Annotated in this window: 13 protein-coding genes; 7 read left to right on the plus strand and 6 right to left on the minus strand. The window is 45.3% G+C overall.

What is annotated here, in order from left to right:
- Positions 1-75: 75 nt before the first annotated feature.
- The 5 genes from AC58PQ_RS15930 to AC58PQ_RS15950 all read left to right on the plus strand — a co-directional run bounded on the left by AC58PQ_RS15930 (position 76) and on the right by AC58PQ_RS15950 (position 7,475).
- The gene (locus tag AC58PQ_RS15930) at positions 76-885 is read left to right on the plus strand and encodes a phytanoyl-CoA dioxygenase family protein (RefSeq protein ID WP_497243087.1); all 810 of its coding nucleotides are present in this window, start codon (positions 76-78) and stop codon (positions 883-885) included.
- 168 nt (positions 886-1,053) lie between these two features.
- Complete coding sequence (locus AC58PQ_RS15935) at positions 1,054-2,070, plus strand: LacI family DNA-binding transcriptional regulator (RefSeq protein ID WP_497243089.1); 1,017 nt, start codon at positions 1,054-1,056, stop codon at positions 2,068-2,070.
- Between the two features lie 329 nt (positions 2,071-2,399).
- A complete protein-coding gene (locus AC58PQ_RS15940) occupies positions 2,400-3,185 on the plus strand; it encodes a TetR/AcrR family transcriptional regulator (RefSeq protein ID WP_497243091.1) in 786 nt (261 codons plus the stop codon).
- A 222-nt stretch (positions 3,186-3,407) separates the two neighbouring features.
- On the plus strand, positions 3,408-5,345 hold the full coding sequence (locus tag AC58PQ_RS15945) for a leucine-rich repeat domain-containing protein (RefSeq protein WP_497243093.1): 1,938 nt from the start codon (positions 3,408-3,410) through the stop codon (positions 5,343-5,345).
- 21 nt (positions 5,346-5,366) lie between these two features.
- Complete coding sequence (locus AC58PQ_RS15950) at positions 5,367-7,475, plus strand: stalk domain-containing protein (RefSeq protein ID WP_497243095.1); 2,109 nt, start codon at positions 5,367-5,369, stop codon at positions 7,473-7,475.
- A 54-nt stretch (positions 7,476-7,529) separates the two neighbouring features.
- Here the strand turns inward: AC58PQ_RS15950 and AC58PQ_RS15955 are convergent, their stop codons facing one another.
- The 6 genes from AC58PQ_RS15955 to AC58PQ_RS15980 all read right to left on the minus strand — a co-directional run bounded on the left by AC58PQ_RS15955 (position 7,530) and on the right by AC58PQ_RS15980 (position 15,449).
- Positions 7,530-9,068 (minus strand): stalk domain-containing protein, encoded by a 1,539-nt coding sequence (locus AC58PQ_RS15955; RefSeq protein ID WP_497243097.1) that lies wholly within the window; start codon positions 9,066-9,068, stop codon positions 7,530-7,532.
- 473 nt (positions 9,069-9,541) lie between these two features.
- Positions 9,542-10,345, minus strand: a complete 804-nt coding sequence (locus AC58PQ_RS15960) for an ABC transporter permease (protein ID WP_497243099.1) — start codon at positions 10,343-10,345, stop codon at positions 9,542-9,544.
- Positions 10,342-11,232, minus strand: coding sequence for an ATP-binding cassette domain-containing protein (locus AC58PQ_RS15965; protein WP_497243101.1), 891 nt, complete (start codon positions 11,230-11,232; stop codon positions 10,342-10,344). The genes AC58PQ_RS15960 and AC58PQ_RS15965 overlap by 4 nt, the downstream gene beginning before the upstream one ends.
- A gap of 288 nt (positions 11,233-11,520) precedes the next feature.
- Complete coding sequence (locus AC58PQ_RS15970) at positions 11,521-12,882, minus strand: hypothetical protein (protein WP_497243103.1); 1,362 nt, start codon at positions 12,880-12,882, stop codon at positions 11,521-11,523.
- Positions 12,860-14,725, minus strand: a complete 1,866-nt coding sequence (locus AC58PQ_RS15975; RefSeq protein WP_497243105.1) for a hypothetical protein — start codon at positions 14,723-14,725, stop codon at positions 12,860-12,862. Before AC58PQ_RS15975 ends, AC58PQ_RS15970 begins: the two co-directional genes overlap by 23 nt.
- The gene (locus AC58PQ_RS15980) at positions 14,706-15,449 is read right to left on the minus strand and encodes a formylglycine-generating enzyme family protein (RefSeq protein WP_497243107.1); all 744 of its coding nucleotides are present in this window, start codon (positions 15,447-15,449) and stop codon (positions 14,706-14,708) included. Before AC58PQ_RS15980 ends, AC58PQ_RS15975 begins: the two co-directional genes overlap by 20 nt.
- A 136-nt stretch (positions 15,450-15,585) precedes the next feature.
- On the opposite strand from AC58PQ_RS15980, the gene AC58PQ_RS15985 reads away from it, so the two are divergent.
- Both AC58PQ_RS15985 and AC58PQ_RS15990 read left to right on the plus strand, forming a co-directional pair.
- Positions 15,586-17,277 (plus strand): dienelactone hydrolase family protein, encoded by a 1,692-nt coding sequence (locus tag AC58PQ_RS15985; RefSeq protein WP_497243109.1) that lies wholly within the window; start codon positions 15,586-15,588, stop codon positions 17,275-17,277.
- A gap of 161 nt (positions 17,278-17,438) precedes the next feature.
- Entirely contained in the window at positions 17,439-18,335 is an 897-nt protein-coding gene (locus tag AC58PQ_RS15990) for an ABC transporter permease (protein ID WP_497243111.1), read from the plus strand.
- The last annotated feature ends 12 nt before the right edge of the window (positions 18,336-18,347 follow it).

Below are 18,347 nucleotides of genomic sequence, written 5' to 3' on the forward strand. Positions count from 1 at the left end.
TATTACTTCTAAGTAACCGGTTATTTCGATATGCTAAAGACATAGAAATGAAGGTCGATTTGGGAGGGAATAGGGATGACGAAATCGCTAATGAAATTGACGAAGGAACAAAAACAACATTTTGAAACAGAGGGATACGTGATCGTGAAAGGGTTATTTTCGGAGGGGAATCTGGCGGAAATTGATGAGACCTTTGAAGCGATCAGCCGTCAAGCGATTCCAGGCTATTTCGAGCCTGAGCTGACGACCGAAGTCACAGATCCCTTGAAACGCTACCCGCGTGTCATGCACCCGCATCGGTTTAATGAGACCGCTAAGACCTATATGCTGCATCAGCCTGTACTAGAGGTGCTAGCAGATTTGTATGAGGAAGAGGCACTGGCTGCTCAAAGTATGTTTTATTACAAACCGCCAGGCTCCCGGGGGCAAGCGCTTCATCAGGATAACTTTTATCTGCAGGTGGAACCAGGTAATTGTATTGCAGCTTGGACAGCGATCGACGCGGCAGATGAGGAAAATGGGGGATTGCTCGTTGTGCCGAAAACGAACGCGCTCGAAATTTCGTGTCCCGACATCGCAGATGCGAAGGAATCATTTACGACCCACTATGTGAAGCCGCCTAAGGACGAGAAGGCGATGCCAGTCATCATGGACCGAGGCGATGTCCTCTTTTTCAATGGAAATTTGATTCATGGTTCTTATCGAAATAAGTCCAAGGATCGCTTCCGCCGTGCGTTCATCTGCCATTACGCCAATGCCTCTGCGACGCATATTAGTAATCATTACCGGCCTTTGTATCGATCAAATGGGGAGCCTGTCTCCTTAGAGATTAACCCAAATGGCGGTCCATGCGGCGATGAGTTTGAGACAGTGTACCCACATTAACTGAATAACCGATTGCAGGAATCGTTTCTAAGGCAGCATTCATGGCCTGGGGGCGATTCTTTTTTTAAATAGTTCTGGCATTCCAACGTATTTCGCTTGACAGGTGTTACGGTTCAATTTAATCTGGAGGAGCATGTTAAGCGTTTAACTATTGGAGCTGAAACACATATGAGTAAACCGAAACAAGTCACCATTGTAGATGTGGCAGCAGCAGCAGGGGTATCGATTGCCACGGTCTCCAATGTGCTGAATCGCGGCGGGATTCGTTCGTCCAAAGAGACGATTCGCAAAGTCGAATTGGCGGCAGAGCAATTGGGGTATCGACGCAACACCATGGCAGCAGGGTTAAGTCGTAACAAAACCTTTGAAATTGGCTTCATTGTTCCTGGGTTAACGAGTTATTACGGACGGTTAGCCGAGTACTTACAACTGGAAGCACACCATGCGGGTTATCATTTATCTGTCTTTTCCTCAGGTGGATTCGACCCGACGATTGAACGAAGAAATTTAGAGGTTTTGCTGCAGCGAAGAGTGGATGGACTCATTTGTCATGGATTAGCGATGGGAATGGATTCCACACGCGCAATCGTAAATAGCGGAACGCCTCTAGTGCTCATTAATGGCTGGGGTTGGCCGGAGGATATTGCCGTAGGGGCCGTAAATTTAGGCTTTGCCGAAGCTTGCCGACAATCAACGAAGATGCTTGCGGATCGTGGCTGTGATTCACTCATTTACGTAGGCAGTAAGTACTCCAACGTGATCGATGAACAGCGCCGAAATGGATTTATGATGGGCATACAAGAACTGGCTGTGGAAATCCCTCATCACATTGTTGATATGAAGGAATTGGACTTGGATGCATTTCTCCAAGAGGTGATGGCCGGGCAAGCGCAGCGAACGGGGCTGATTGCTTTTGATGATCATGTCGCGTTAAAGCTGCTTTCAGCTGCCAATAAACGAAAGATCGACATACCGGGCCGACTTCAAATGATCGGTATTAATAACGATTATATTGCTATGCATAGCTACCCTGGCATTTCCAGCTGGGACATACCTTACCAACTTCAGGCCCAGATGGCCATAAATAAATTGCTGCATAAGTTTGGACATGACGTAAACACGGGCGAGGACCGAGAATTTGAAGTTCCCCTTTCTTTTATAGAACGAGAAACAACTCGCATTTAAGCAATCACATAACAACCCGTCCTCCCTTCCCACCCCTTCCCTCCTCCTAGGAATAGATGGATTTTATGTAGTTAATTTCACCGAATTAGTGGAAATATGAGGAATAGATGTATTTTCTACAGTTAATTTCAGCCAATTTGATCAGATTGGTCGTATTGAGAAGAATTAACTGTATTTTTTCTTACGTTTTCCAGTTAAACAACACTGCAACCTACCTCAGAACAAACTACCCTCCTGGCCTCCATCCGAGCAGTCTAAAAGTGATTATGATATACTGTATACGATGTATACATTTTCGGGATTGCTAGGATGATGGAGGATTGAACAACATGGAGATCGGCGACGAAATCGATGAAGCAACGATACAAAGCTTACCGTCAGGGGTAGCTCTGAGCTGGGGACTTGTAAAGCCGTCCCGTAGAGGGCCGAAGGGCGAGCTTAGCATAAAAAAAATCGTCGATGCGGCGATTGTCATTGCCGACAGTGATGGACTTGCAGCCGTGTCGATGAGCAGAGTGGCTCAATCGTTAGGATATACGACGATGTCCTTGTATCGCTACATCACAAGTAAGGAAGATCTGCTCGTACTGATGCAGGAGGCCATCTGCGATATTCCGATTCCTCCTGAAGTGGCGGGTAAACCGTGGCGCGAAGAGATGAGGGAATACGTTTGGGCTTGTGTGGAGGTGTTCCGTAAACATGCTTGGTATGGCGATATTCCGATTACGAGCGTTCCACTCACGCCAAACAATCTTCAAGTGATCGATTGGGCGCTTAGAATTATGCGGGAGTTCCCGCTGAACGATTTTGAGAAAATGTCATTCCTATTGCTCATAAGCAGCTATTCTAGAGCATGTGGTCTTATCGCACGAGATATGGACAAGGCCATCCGCGATGGTGCGAGTCCGGAAGCATTTAGCGGTATTCCTTATGGTGCCGCGCTTAAGCAACTGGTTAAGCCGGATCGGTTTCCCAGTTTGTATCCGATCTTGATGGCAGGTGCTTATACGGACGAAGTGGAAAATCCAATCGGCAACGATCTGGATTTCGGACTCGAACGGATATTGGACGGGATTGAGCACTATTTGAAGCAGAAAGCAGTGGGCCAGGGGTAAGGGACTTCTTATTCGATTTTTGATTAAGTACAAAAAACGGCTGTTTACAAGTAGATGGATCTACTTGCGGACAGCTATTTCTTTTGCCAGGAATGTTGAAAGCGTTGTTGATCGTCATCCGTACAGACCCTATCTTGAGTATTCATTTCATTTATTGAATAAAGTGTAATATGTAGTATACTGACAAGGTTTCACTCTACTATAATGGGGAGGAGCTGTAAGGTGAAATTTGAACAGGAGGATAAGATTTTGAAACGAATAAAGATAACTATTTGTATCACTGCACTTTTTCTACTTTCTTTATCCATAGGGCAATTCATAGGGGGTTCAGGCCTAGTGCATGCTGAATCGACGACTAGTGTAGTGATCGAAGATCCCGCATTAGATGCGTTAATTCGGAAGCAGTTGAAACTTTCAGATGAGCCAATAACAGAGAAGGATATGTTGTCATTACAGTCGATTTCGGGCGCAAGCTGGTTAGGTATCCAAAGCTTGAATGGCCTGGAATATGCTAAAAATCTAACCTCAATTCGTATGGGAGAAAATAAAGTTTCTGATTTAACGCCGATTGCTAACTTAACACAGCTCGTATCTATTGATTTTAATCATAATGAAATAACCGATATTAGCGCTTTAAGTGGATTGTTCAATTTAAAGATTTTAACTTTGGACAATAATAAAATACGCAACCTGGAGCCTCTAAGAGGACTAACTAAACTCGAAGATTTAAGCCTTTACATTAACGAAATCTATGACATATCTCCCTTACAAGGTTTGGTGAGTCTGACTTCTTTGCAGATTTATATTAATCATGTTAAAGATGTTTCTCCACTGTCTGGCTTGACTAATTTAACTTCACTATACATAAGCAGTAATGAGATCGAAGATATTAGCATGCTGAACAGGTTAACGAAACTATCATCACTTTCAATTAGCCGTAATCACATTGCAGATATCCAAGTTATTCAAAACATGCCGGGGCTTACCATCCTAAGTTTTGATGATAACCCGGTTAAGGACTTTTCTGTTCTTCAAAAACTAAAAAAACTGGAGTGGCTCGATCTTTCCAACTTTGGAATAGAAGATCTGACATTCTTGCATGACATGCATAGTTTAACTAATCTCGATCTTTCTGAAAATCTTATCCGAGATATTAGACCGCTAACGAAGTTGACTTCTTTAGAACATCTGAACGTAATGAATAACCAAATCACTGAACTTAATCCGTTGTCACTTATGACCAACTTGTCTGATTTACAACTCAGCTATAATCCAATTACTGATATTACACCATTAGTGCAGTTGCATAAACTATCAACGCTATTCTTGGATCGGGTGCCAGTGCAGGATTTTTCAAGGCTCGGTCAATTGACCTCTCTTTCATTTTTAACATTGGGATACAATGGTCTCTCCGATATCAGTTTTTTATCTAACCTGGAGCGATTAAACTACCTTTCTCTGGACGGAAATAACATTCGGGACCTAACGCCATTAAAAGAACTTCGTCGATTAGTGAGTTTGAGCATATCCAATAATAATGTCACTGATATTTCGGGAATCAAGTGGTTCTCAACCTTGTCTGATCTAGATGCTAGTTTCAATCAGATTAAGGACATCTCGGCTTTATCGAAGCTTACGAAATTAACAAAGGTATACCTGGCTAACAATCAGATTACCCATATTGAAGCACTAAATGATCATCCAAATCTATGGGAGATTCATGTTGGGAACAATCCGCTTGATGAGAACTCGTTAGCATTTATTCAGGTTGCCCAGAAGCGCGGTGTTGTCATTTCGTATGGCAATGAGCTTACCGTTATGATCAATAAAAATATCCAGATTTTTTCTAGCGATGAGAAACCTCTGCGTGAAGAGGGGAGTGTCTTACTTCCGATGCGTCGAATTTTTAACGCACTAGGCGCTAGTGTGACATGGGACGAGCATACGCGTACGGTCAAAGCGACGAAAGGAAACATTGAAGTAGTACTAACAATCGATTCGAAGGAAGCCTCCATCAACGGCCGTGCTACTCACCTAGAGATAGCTCCGAAGATACAAAATGGAACGACGTTTGTACCTGTCCGTTTTGTCAGCGAGATGCTTGGCGCTAAGGTAGATTGGGATGACCAGAATCAAATGGTTGTAATTGAAAGCAAGTAGAACGAATAGGAGGTATGAAAAGTGAAACACAAAGCTCTCGCTATTGCTTTAATCGGTATGCTATCGATGAGCAGCTTGATCCCCTCTCAGACATATGCTGCATCGCCAGAGGTTAAAATCGAGGATCTGGCCCTCGAAAAAGAAATTCGGGCTGAGTTGAAATTAGATGCGGATACAGCACTGGATTATACAAATTTACAAAAACTAACTTCCCTATATCCGAAGGGTAAGGAGAAAATTAAAAGTCTGAAAGGCTTGAATATGGCACGTAATCTGCAACAATTATACTTGCCTAATCAGGAGATTACAGATATCAGTCCGCTCAGTAGCTTATATAAGTTAACGTTTCTTGCTATAGATCATAATCAAATTCAAGATGCTTGTCCGATCGCCAATCTGTATGCATTACAAAAACTAGTCATGAGCAATAATCAAATTGAGGAAATTGGGTGTTTTTCTCGTCTGACTGCTCTGACCGATTTGCTGGCAAGTAACAATAGGATTAAGAGTATTGTTCCACTTACCAAGCTTAAAATAGGATGGCTTGATGTTTCAAATAATCCAGTTACAGATATTTCAGCGATCGGCACAATGAATAAACTGCATCATATCTATGTTACAAAAGAATCTATTAATGAAGTGTCTAACACGCTGTTAGAACAACTAGAACAATCGGGAGTTGCAGTAAATCGGGCTTCTGCTTCATCGGACAAGGTATCTGGCATATCCGTATTAGTGAACGACGACCGCGTTCTATTTGATCATGCTCCATTAGTAGATGCGGGAACAACATTAGTGCAGTTCCGACCTCTTTTTGAAAAGCTAGGTTTCGTTATTCAGTGGGATGAGACAACACGAACCATTCAAGCGGAGAAGCAGGGAGCGAAGATTACTCTGCAGGTTGATAATCCAAATGCTACTTTGAACGGCGATTCCAATACGTTAACCGTTGCACCGAGAAATATCGAAGGCAGTATTTTTGTGCCAATCCGGTTTGTAGGAGAAGCGTCCAAATATGTTGTCACTTGGGAAAGCAGCTCGAAAACCATTTATCTTCAACCTGCTCGATCCATTGTTACTCCTGATAAGAAGTTAAAAGTAACATTAGGCGGCAATTGGCTGAGTAAAACGCCTCCAGCTAACGCTAATTTCCAATTATACGCGTTAAGCGGTAATAACGCTTTGATATCTTCTTCAGAGTCAAAGTCACTATTCGATAAGACTCTGGCACTCGATGAATACGAAGCGGGTATAAAGAAAGTGTTGGAGGAACAGAAGGTAACCAAGTTTTACGAGGAAAAATCATTGACAACGAACGGGTTGAATGCACGGCAATTTTCCTATTCAAAGAGCGGAACGAATGGTGAAGATTTTACTGTCTCCCATACAATAGTCGACGGGAAGTACAGCTATTTTAATGTTATTCTCATCTCTGGAGAACTCGTTTACTCGGAAATAAACCAAGATTATCAAAAAATCATACAATCGTTGGAAGAAATAAAAACACCCTATCAGTTAAGTAAGGAGAAGTTTGGTCAACTTAAGCCTACCGAACGATTGTTAGATGCAGCGCATTATTATCGGAATCTAGGCTTTTTTGAAAGTGATAAGGGCCTGACAAATCAAGACTTCGATAAGAAAGTGTTGGAATTCTATAAGAGTTTTACGGATTGGGATCCTTTCGATTCTAGCGAGTATTACGATGGATTAGCTGAACTCTATCTGTTGCAAGAAGATAAAGACCGTGTTTGGTTAGAGGATTGGGATTTAGATGTCAGCAAGGGGAAAGATGCCTATGTCACCACGTTAAGACAGTGGAGCAAGATATCCCGTGGGGCATTTCAGCCAACCGATATCAAGGAAACATGGGAAGCAGAAGAGGGGCCAATCACTGTTAGCTTTAAGTTGAATGGCCAAGAGCGAGTTATCCATCCTGACTATGTGGGGGGTTATATAGATACCTACGGTATTCTCAAGGAAATTAATGCCATGATGAAGGCGAATGAATATCAGTTCGCTGTGATAGAGAATGATGAAGACGAGGTTATCGTGACGGTTTTGAAGGCGGAAGAGAAAATGAAACTGCTACAGGATCGGTACATCGATTTCGATTTCATCACGTTTGATTAACCTAGTTAGTACACCAAAAAGGCCGTCCTTCTACAAGAAGGAATGGCCTTTTTCTCATTTCGTGAGGATGTTAACTGTATGTGTTTCAGGAACCCAATCAACCTTGGTACCAAGTGACTCAGCTATAAAACGAACAGGCACTAGGGTGCTCCCATTTATTATTGTAGGAGGCGCGTCAAGATTAATAGACTTTCCATTCAAGGTGCCCGTCATGTTTCCTACGACCAATGTTAGGATGCTGTTACCCTTCGTTGCTGTAATTGTTGAGGTACCAGCATCCCATGTAACGAGAGTTCCAAGGGTTTCGAATATTTTACGTAAAGGGACCAGTGTACTACCATTGATGATCGTGGGTTGCTGGTCGAACGAGAGCAATGTCCCATCAAGACGTACAGATATCAATGTACTTTGAGGTGTTGCTTCATCCTCTTTACTTTTAATCCAAACGGGTTCAGTCCGATACCACTCCGTACCGTCGCCGGAATAACCGCCACCCCACGACCAGAGTGTGCCATCTTCTCTAAGTGCTAAGGAACGATATCCGGTCCCATGTGCGCCGATTTTAGTGACTTTCATCAAGTCTTTTACTTGTACAGGGACTTCACTATTATCATAGGATCCAATCCCTAATTGACCACCTCGGTTATCACCGCTAGCCCAAACGCTACCATCTTTCTTCAAATAAAGGGGACCGCCAGCAGTGGCGCGGATATCGATAATGTCTTGGATGCCTTGTATTTTCTGGGGAGCGGATTTATTAGCTGTGTCTTGTCCATAGACAACACCTTGACCATTTGATCCAAATACCCAAACGGTGCCATCCTTTTGTAGGGCATAGGAATTGGCTCCGCCTGCCGCGATAGCTGTTATATCACTGAGTCCGTCAATCTTAACGATGGCTCCTCGGTCTAAGGTCCATACTGTTCCGTCCTTTTCAAGAACTAATAGATTATCACCATATCCCGTTGAAATACGACTAACATTTTGAAATCTTAATTGGACAGGGGATGTGTAGGTACCTGTAGATCCATCGGATTTCTTATAGTAGATGCCTCCCCAGGCCCATAATGTACCATCATCTTTAATCGCATAGCTTTTCCCCCAAGCTCCCCAAACGGAAACGACATGTGATAATCCTTCAACTTGATGAGGAAGAGCACGGTTATTATCAGTAACCATTTTTCCAGAACCTGTCTCAAGAGATGTCTGCATACCGTCACCGACTTGTCCGCCCAAATTGTCACCCCATACCCAAACAGTACCATCCTTTTTAACGGCGAGTGCGTGCTCGGAACCAGCAGCAATGGAGATGACATCACTTAATTCTTTAACCTGAGTAGGAACTTTCGTGTTCGTAGCACTTGGACCTTTTTCTCCATTGCCGAAAACACCTCCACGGTTCGTTTCTCCCCATGCCCAGACACTGCCATCGTGTTTGATTCCAAGGCTGACGCGCCCTCCAACAGCGATATCCTTCCAGCCTACATCAGCTCCCTCAGCGTGGCTAAGTGGAACAGACGTATTATTGGCGAGGACTAGCAGCAATCCTAATGCTAATGCAGTTTTTGCTAAAATCTTAGACCGAATAACCATGTAAATGTATCGTCCTCCATATTTTCTAATGATTTACATACTCATTCTTCATGGGAATGATGTATCCCTTTGTAGGTACGGAGAAATATTGTGTGGAATGACGCACATCCAATAGACGAGGGACTAAGAGGAAGACATTCCTGATAATCACCTTGTTCTTGAAGTGAATATAGCTGAGAAGTGCAAAAGTGCATCCTTTTTTATCGAACTAACCTCACTATTTCAAATGCTTGCGAAAGTGCAACAATTTCTGTCAACACTCAGCAAATGTGGTCCTTTCAGTCCAAGAGGTTGTACTTTCGCATTAATTAGACTATGTTTACCCGAATTCCCCGAAAATAAGTGTACTTTAGCATCTTTGACCAGTCACGCTTGCTCTAGGCGTAAGTACACAACCAGACAAATCGCAAAAAAACTAAGAAGCTAAGCGCAAACGCGCGACTTAGCTCCTTTTCCATTCCTTCGAATAGTACTCATTTCCCGCTATTGCGGTGGTACGCAAGGATACACCAGCCAATGGCAATCATCAGAATGGTTGTGCACCATCCGATGGCCCACCAGCCATTATTCATAACCGGCGTACCCGTTAGCAGTCCGCGAATCGTCTCTATAACGGGCGTGATCGGCTGATGGTTAGCGAAACCTTGCATCCAAGAGGGCATTGTGTTCGTCGGGACAAAGGCGCTGGATAAATAAGGGAGGAACAGCAGCGCGAAACCGTATCCGCTGGCAGCGGAGGGGCTGCCCGTGACGAGTCCGATTGCAGCGAACAGCCAGGTAAAGGTCAGAATGAACAAGATGATGACGCCAATAGCTCCTAGCCATTCGATGAAGCTAGCGTTTGAGCGGAAGCCAACAAGCAAAGCAACGCCGATGACCATACAAGTAGCAAGTAAGTTCCGGGCTAGACTTGCCACGACATGCCCCGTGATAACGCTGATGCTGCGGATCGGCATGGTCCGGAAGCGGTCGATGATACCATTTGTCATGTCCGTTGCAACATCAACAGCCGTGCTGGATGAGCCGAAGCCAGCGCACAATAGGATGATGCCCGGCACAACATAGTTCACGTAGTCGCCGCTCGGATCGAGTGCACCGCCGAATATATAAGTAAACAGCAGCATTAACATAATGGGAAGCATGATGGCCATCATGAGCGACTCGATATTGCGCAAGCTATGACGGATGCTGCGTCCGATGAAGACGGCGTTAGTTGCTGCGAAAGAAGCAGGCTTAGGCACAGGTTGAGGATTGTTCATCGATTGAAAATCGTTCATGCGAGTGAAGCCTCCTTGTGATCAGTTGTCGTCAACGCAAGAAAGACGTCGTCTATGCTAGGCTTACGAATGAAGATGCGCGTACCTGGTGGGCACAAGTGGCCAATTTCGTTCAACGTGTGACGAACATCCTGAACACTGCCGCTCGTCGGTATGGATTGAATGACTTCGTCCTTGTGATTCCGGAGCTCGATGACTTCACCGCCAACACGTGCTTTCAAGGCCTCGGCGGAGCCAGATGCGACGATTCGTCCGTGATTCAGCACTGCGATTTCGTCTGCAAGCTGATCGGCTTCTTCTAAATATTGCGTCGTCAACAGAATCGTCATGCCTTGCTGCTTCAATCGCAGAATCGTCTCCCAAAGGGAACGGCGACTGACCGTATCCAAACCCGTCGTCGGTTCGTCGAGGAAGAGAACGGGCCGGCTGACGACAAGGCTGACTGCCAAATCTAATCTGCGGCGCATGCCGCCCGAGTAGGTTTTCACGCGCTTGCCTGCCGCGCCTTCGAGCTCGAATTGTTTCAGCAGCTCCGCAGCACGTAGGCGAGACTCGCCAGCAGATAGACCAGATAATCGGCACATCATGATGATATTCTCGTGGCCGGTCAGCACTTCATCCACCGCAGCGAATTGCCCCGTGAGCGATATCGAGCCTCGAACCGCCTTGCGGTCAGCGATCACGTCGTACCCTTCGATGCGTGCAAAGCCCTCGTCCGGTTCGGATAGCGTGGATAGAATATTAATCAGTGTGGTTTTACCAGCGCCGTTAGGCCCGAGCAGAGCGAAAATCGTTCCTTTCGTTACCATCAAATCAATGCCGTCCAACACGGTTTGTTTGCCGAAACTTTTATGCAAACCGTTAACTTCAATGGAATAGTTATTCATGGTTATCTCCCCGTCCTGTAAATTGTGGATCATATAAACAGTGTATTATATACTCAGTTGTTTAAGATCATTCTCTAGACGGATATTTCACTCAGCCGTGCGCACCATTTCACCTGCCTCTCACGTTCCCCTCACCGTCGAAAGCCCGCATTCTATAAGGGTTCCTCCAGCCTCTCTCACATATCAGCTACGCCAAAGGCATTCATACACCATAAATGAAAGCCGCTTCTCTTCTAATTAGAAGAGAAGCGGCTTTTTTTCTAAAAGATTTACTACGTATGAACTATATCAACTGCGATTCCGATCACGGCCTGCGCGAATTTCCTCAAGAAATACGGGCCACCATTGTTCATGATCGGAGTTGGAGTCCAGCTTAGGGAATTCCTCACCCAGCTTATCCATGATTTCTTTTCCTTTTTTTCGCAAGGCATCCAAACTGCCGATCTCTGGAACAAGCCATTTCCTACCGATTTGTGCATGCAGCACCTCATCTGCCCAATCGTAGTCCTGAACCATTTTGGCGAGCTCGTTGTCCGATTCCTTGGCAATGAACCATTCCAAACGCTTTCCTGTATCCTTGGGCATAAGTCCTTGTTCGATATACCAGAGCACAATATGGGCTTCCAATGGCTCGAATACTGTGTTGAGCAGCAGGCTTGTTTTGAAGGAAATCGGATAGTTATAAAAAGGAACCCCGTCTTGATAGAGGGCCACCTCGCCTAGCATAGAATGACGTGTTTCGTCCCACAGCTGCCTGCTCATGTCTTGATAGTATTCCCAAGGTTTTCCTTTGGTTTTATAGATAATTGGCCCCATCCACTCGGGTACATCCATTTCTTTCAATCTTTTGTATAGAAGCGCGTAGGTCCTCTCGTCGGCTGGTCGATTTTCGTCTAAATAATAGCTATCCAACTTAGCGCTCATATTGTCGGTATCCACGAATCGGGCATCGCGGCGTGGTTCGACCCTCATTTCATAGGGCTGATCTACATCAGTTCGTGGAATTGGATGTGTCCATTCGTGAGGCTTCTCCAAATCACCAGCAATACCGCCTGCGGCGTATAAAAAATATGTTAGATGTTGCTGCCACTTTTGAGCGAAAATACGATCCTCCTCTGTTAACGTCAATGCCTGAATCGCTTGTTCACCCCAGACGAGCATTTCTTCTTCTTCCATGAGGATGATTTTGAGAACACGACAAGTAGGATGATCCACCAGAGGGTTGGTTTCCGCCAAGTGTTTACGAAGGGAGCGAATGAGTTCAGGTTTGGCTACGCCATAAATCCCTACCAGAAGTTCTAGCGTCGTCTCTGAACGAATGAGTTCGCCAAAGAAAGCTTCAAGCCTTTCATCAGGTACTGTATCGAGATGGAGTGGAGGTTCCCGCATTTCAATGATTCTTTTCCGCAACATGCTGCTATGTTCGGCATCCAACCAAATATGCAACCCGGAAGCACATTTCGCTTCCCACTCCGGAACATGAGCGATATGAGCGGCGTAAATTTGAGTCAATTGACTTTCAGCGTAAACATATCTCTTAAGCAAGTTTACATTGTGATCAACGTCATATCCGATTGTGCATGCCTTCTCATAGTCACAGATACCTGCTAATGGCAGCATGCCTAGGTTATTCATTTGTGTGCGTTCCATGTGAATGTACCCTCCCGACTTTAATAATCACAAGCTCCTTAGGCATCACTTCCCCAGAGATCTTTCCCGATTCCACTTCAAGATAAACAGGCTGCTCGTGCCATAATTCAGAGATACCCATTAATTCCGGGTAACTATGAACCAACAATTCACCTTCTATGGTTTCACTCGTATCGTTGTAAAGTGTGTAAATCACACTCGACTCATCGTCGCTAGGAAACATGTTGCAGTGTAAACCAGCTCTCAGCGTTGGATAAAGCGGAAGGGGCTTGCTGCTTTGATAGTTGGCTTTATGCGCCTTCCAAACCTGTTTCCATTTCTTAATTAACGCTTTGTGCTCGGCATGATAAGGTAACCAACTGCCGAATACATCCTGCCAGATTAGAATACCTGTCCCATTGAAAATAGCCCGTTTAATTAGCAAATCCTTACGAACGCCGACGTGCCAACGAGAAATGATGGGGGAGAAGTGCTCCGTCATGACGTACCGGAAGGCATCCACCTCGGGCATGGATTCACGGTTTTTGAATTGATTCCAGGAGCCGGTGATCAGCTTGATCTGATTCCTTTTCTTCGGACGGACTTCGGAACAGAAGACAAAACTCGGCTTGACCTCGTTGATCGCTTCACGAAAACCGTCTGGCACGCTATCCATCGTATCGAGGAAAACACCATCGATGTCTGTTTCCCGAACCACTTCTACAATGCTGAAGGTAGACTGTTTAGGGGATTCGTCAAATCCAATGTCCCACGGCTTGAAAGGGAGAAACACGTTCACTCCACGACGGTGGAACTGCTCCACAAGTTCCTTCAGTCCCGTCATGCCGCCCGGAAAGTCCTCGAAAAACTGCCACTGATTACGGGGATCTACGCCAAGACGCGGATATTGGTGCCACAGCAGAACGGAATCATAGCCGCCGAAAGCTTCACCTTCCGATAGAAACCGATCGACCTCAATCTCATTCGTCTCGAAATTGTAGATTTCTTTGCTATATAAATAAGTGAAATGCTGAAGGAACGTGTCTTTGTACCAATGCAGCTCAGGACGCTTATATTCCTCGAAATTAATCGGTTCGCGGGCTTCTTTGCGCCATTCACTGAAAAACTCCGTCCAACCATGATCAATAGCTGTAAATTTGATTTCCATCACATCAGCCAACACCTGATCAGGGCGAAGCAGGAACTGATGCTGCTGTAATTCCTTTAAAGTCGTCCATGGCTTCATGTCCATATTGCGATTCTGAACCCAGATGAACCAATTTTCGTTCAAATTCGGAAAAGCTAAGCTGAAGCCTTGCTGCTGGTTCGGATGGAAGATGCCAAGGGGCATCGTGAATTCAACATGCATTTGAACAATACTGCTGCCATCTCGCTTGGATTGAGGGTTCGATGGGAAGAAGTAATGATTGTCTTCGCCGTCTACCAACTGAAGTTGAGCAAGATAAGGCATGCGCATGTAGACCTCGCGCGGTCCCCATTCATCCCATTCAGCTGCGAACTGAATCAAGAAACGGATCGATTGCTCCCCAAGATGATGCAGGAAAATCACTTTTGCGAACAGTAAGTTCTGACCGACCTCGGTCTGAAGCTCCACGGAAATCATCTCTTCCGTTAGATCGGAAACGGTATCAACCCTGCCAACCTTCCAATGGCTTGCGGGCAAGGAATGACCGCCCTCCACATCCATCACGAACAATTCACATTGTTCAACTGACAACGACTCGCGGACAGGAATCGCATGATGCTTCACCGCACACAAGGTAAGGTGATCGGAAACCTGAAGGGTGAAGCCCATTTTTTCATTTTCTATGGTGATGAGTCCGTTATGATCTGTTCGTATCATGGTTAGTCTCCTTCACGCAGCGGAATCCGACCGTTTCACAGCGATTCAAGCCTTCGTTCAGTAATTGAAATTTCAAATGGAAATCGGTCGGATGAGGCCCGCCTTCAGCGTGCCAAGTATGCTGAGCTTTGTAATAAGAACCGCCGCGAAGGAAGGTGAATCGATGCTGCTCGTCATCCACGACATCGCTCACCCATTCCCATGTGTTGCCGCTCATGTCGAAGCAGCCGTACGGGCTAACACCATCCGGATTAGCGTCAACTGGCTGCGTATCTACACCCGCGGCATGACAGCGATCTGCAAGAAACCCCATGCCCCAAGGCCATTTCAATTTCTTCGCTCCGCCCGCCGCGAGCTGCCACTCGATCTCGCTCGCAAGCCTGCTTCCGTAATGGGAAGCATAAGCCCTAGCATCACGCTGGCTTACCCAAATGACAGGGTGATGTTCTTTGCCCAAGGAAGGCACATTGCCCACCCAGTGCTTGAGAAAGTTGGTGTCGTCGTCGGGCCAATAACCGCTTTCTTCAAGAAAGGCTTGAAATTGCAGATTGGTAACAGGGTAACGATCTATATAAAAATCAGGTGCGGTAACGAATCGAGGGCCATGATCGCATTGGCAATCGCCTTCCATAATGCGGTGCTGCACACGATATATGTAGGATGTGCCCGGGATGAATACTTGTTCACTGTACATCGATGAATAAGCCTGTGAAGCAGGTGTCATGGGAAGATTCTCTCCTTTAGGACATAAATGAATGAATATCGGAAAAGTTGACAACATTCTTTAAGATCGCTTACAATCACAATCATATTTGATTAAACGGTTAACCACAAGGAAATCATTTTGGAGGACTGATTTTATGAAGAGTACCTTTCAAGATTGGATGGATGCTGCCAGTCGGATGGGCACATACAAAGAAACCATTGTAGAGCGTGTGATCGAAGAGCATGCCGAGTATTGGGCCATGTACATGGCAACGGAACTGCTGCCTGGTGAATGGGTGACAACGTATTTATGGTTAGGTTTCCCTAAGGGTGCGCATGCATATCCATCCGTTATGCACATTCATGGCGGAGGTGATCAGACCGTTAATCTTGATCATGTCCGGCATTGGGTGAATAGAGGCTATGTCGCCTTGAGCTATGATTGGAAAGAAGAAATCAGCGGCCAGGAGAGATTTAGTGATTTAGCAAATATGCCACTTTCTGATATGGAAGATGAATATGACCCCTTGCAATCGGTCATGCTAACGAGAGTGTTACATGCTAAGAAAATGGTTACTTGGTTCAGCTTGCGTAAAGAGGTTGATCCCAGTCGTATTGGCGTATTTGGTATATCCAGAGGCGGCAGTATTACTTGGCTGTTGAATGCGTGGGATGATCGGCTTAAGGCAGCTGTTCCGATCTACGGCTGCGGTAAGCATTTGGCTCCCGGAAGGCTGAATCGTAACATCCGCAAATCGCATAGCTTAGAGGATACATTCGAATGGGACCGTTTATTGGACGGGGTGACGCTTGCGTCGCGCCAGCATGCGCCTGTTCTGGCAATGACAGCTACCAATGATTATTGGGGATGGATGGATGCTGTTTGCGAGGCAGCGGTACAAATACCGCAAGAAAACCGAGGCTTGTTTTTCGCGGCTAATCAGAATCATCAGCTCGACACATGGGCTGGGAAGACACTGGATCACTGGATGGATGTATATGTAAAAGGTGGAGCACAGAAGCGGCAAACGCCGCGCGTCACCTTCAGTCTGTCAACCAATTCAGGTTATGATAGTTTACATGTGAATGTTATTTTAGATGCAGCATCAGAGCTTCCAGAGAAGCTCCGTATTTGTTGGTCTTGGTGGGACTTCAGCGAAGTGCTTCCGCCGGGGAGGTACTGGCATGTCGTGGAGACAGATGCTTCTGCAGAAGCTAGCACGGCGATTCCTGTCATCGATCCGCAAATAAGTGGTTATCTGTACGTAGATGCTATTTATAACGATGGTGTCAAAACAAGTTCATTCCCAGTTCGCTTCTCACCAGCTTATCTTGGCGTGAATCATACGATAGAGAAGAATAGCCATGTGCTTGCCGATTTCTCTAATGGCCTTGATGGGTGGAGTTGTCCTTTTATGCGGACAGAGCCTTATGATGCTGATTTTCAATATACCTTTGTTGAACATCCGCAAGGCGGCAAAGCCCTAGGCATGGATGAGCCTGAGCTCCCATTCCAGCTTGCAACGAATAAACTTGTGGATCCGATGATGGCCGTCTTAAGTGATGCAAACAAGCTTTGTATCCAGCTGTATAACGAGCAACTTGGGCGTTGGATAGTCACCTTGTTGTATCGTCCTGATCAAGCCGGGCAGAAAAAGTGGACCCATGAGCTCACTGTGAGTCCAGGGTGGTCGGCATACAGATTGAATCGCAACGCATTTCGCAGCGAGGAAGGCATGGAGCTCCCCTATTGGGATAAAGCACATAGGATTGTTATTTCCTTCCACGAGTTGTCAGAGATAGGTCCATTCGGAAGTGCTGGAGTTGGGAAGATTTTATTCGATTAGGAAAAAAACATAGATTGACACCGTTTTCATATTAGGATATTCTAAATTTGCAAGATTGATTAATCGGTTAATCACTTTGATTAATCGGTTAACCAGTGAAATGGCTCCGTAGATGCATTTGGAATTTTTGCAGGAGTTAGAAAGGGGTTGAATCTGATAGCATGAGTTCCAAATTGAAACAAATGTGGACTGACAAGGTACTTTACTTCATGCTTCTTCCTGGCTTGGTCTATTTTATTATCTTTCATGTATGGCCCATTATTGGGATGAAACTAGCCTTCTATGATTTTCGGATTATGGGAAATAACGTTTTTGTAGGATTCAAATATTTCCGAGAATTATTCAGCACACCGATCTTTGCGCAAGTCATTCAAAATACATTAATCATCAGTGCGATGAAAATGTTTCTGATTTTTCCGATACCCATCATTTTCGCTTTAATGCTAAATGAGTTCATGAATGGTAAATTTCGCAAAACGGTGCAAGTCATCTCTTACTTGCCTCACTTTCTGTCATGGGTCGTTATTGCGGGGATTTGGTTCGAGTTCCTTTCCAAGTCAACGGGGGCTGTCAATGCATTGATTCAAGCCTTTGGCTTCCCAGCGCAAGACTTTTTGACTGACAAAGATTCGATCAGGTGGGTACTCGTCGCAAGTGAAGCTTGGCGCAACATTGGTTGGGATTCAATCATCTTCCTTGCTGCAATCCTTGGTATTAATCCAAGTCTTTATGAAGCCGCTTATGTAGATGGAGCGAGTCGCTGGCATATCGTTACCCGCATCGTGCTTCCGCATCTCTACGTTCCGATGGTGACCATCTTCATTCTAAATGTTGGTTTTATTATGAATGCTGGCCTCGATCAGGTGTTAAACTTCACCAACGACTCTGTCAATAGCCAGATCGATATCATCGATACTTATGTGTATCGGGTAGGTTTAATCAACGGCCAATACTCATTTGCCACTGCGGCGAATTTGTTCAAAAGTGCCATTGGCGTCACGCTAGTGCTCTCCACACATTTTATTTCCAAAAAACTCACCACTAAAGGTGCTTGGTAAGGAGGCAGATTC

It is taken from the genome of Paenibacillus sp. J22P143 (genome assembly GCF_059692035.1).

Excerpts from the sequence above, each read along its gene's own strand:
- AC58PQ_RS15930 (WP_497243087.1), top strand. The coding sequence starts at position 76 with ATGACGAAATCGCTAATGAAATTGACGAAGGAACAAAAACAACATTTT.
- AC58PQ_RS15935 (WP_497243089.1), top strand. The coding sequence starts at position 1,054 with ATGAGTAAACCGAAACAAGTCACCATTGTAGATGTGGCAGCAGCAGCA.
- AC58PQ_RS15940 (WP_497243091.1), top strand. The coding sequence starts at position 2,400 with ATGGAGATCGGCGACGAAATCGATGAAGCAACGATACAAAGCTTACCG.
- AC58PQ_RS15955 (WP_497243097.1), bottom strand. The coding sequence starts at position 9,068 with ATGGTTATTCGGTCTAAGATTTTAGCAAAAACTGCATTAGCATTAGGA.
- AC58PQ_RS15960 (WP_497243099.1), bottom strand. The coding sequence starts at position 10,345 with ATGAACGATTTTCAATCGATGAACAATCCTCAACCTGTGCCTAAGCCT.
- AC58PQ_RS15965 (WP_497243101.1), bottom strand. The coding sequence starts at position 11,232 with ATGAATAACTATTCCATTGAAGTTAACGGTTTGCATAAAAGTTTCGGC.
- AC58PQ_RS15970 (WP_497243103.1), bottom strand. The coding sequence starts at position 12,882 with ATGGAACGCACACAAATGAATAACCTAGGCATGCTGCCATTAGCAGGT.
- AC58PQ_RS15975 (WP_497243105.1), bottom strand. The coding sequence starts at position 14,725 with ATGATACGAACAGATCATAACGGACTCATCACCATAGAAAATGAAAAA.
- AC58PQ_RS15980 (WP_497243107.1), bottom strand. The coding sequence starts at position 15,449 with ATGACACCTGCTTCACAGGCTTATTCATCGATGTACAGTGAACAAGTA.
- AC58PQ_RS15985 (WP_497243109.1), top strand. The coding sequence starts at position 15,586 with ATGAAGAGTACCTTTCAAGATTGGATGGATGCTGCCAGTCGGATGGGC.
- AC58PQ_RS15990 (WP_497243111.1), top strand. The coding sequence starts at position 17,439 with ATGAGTTCCAAATTGAAACAAATGTGGACTGACAAGGTACTTTACTTC.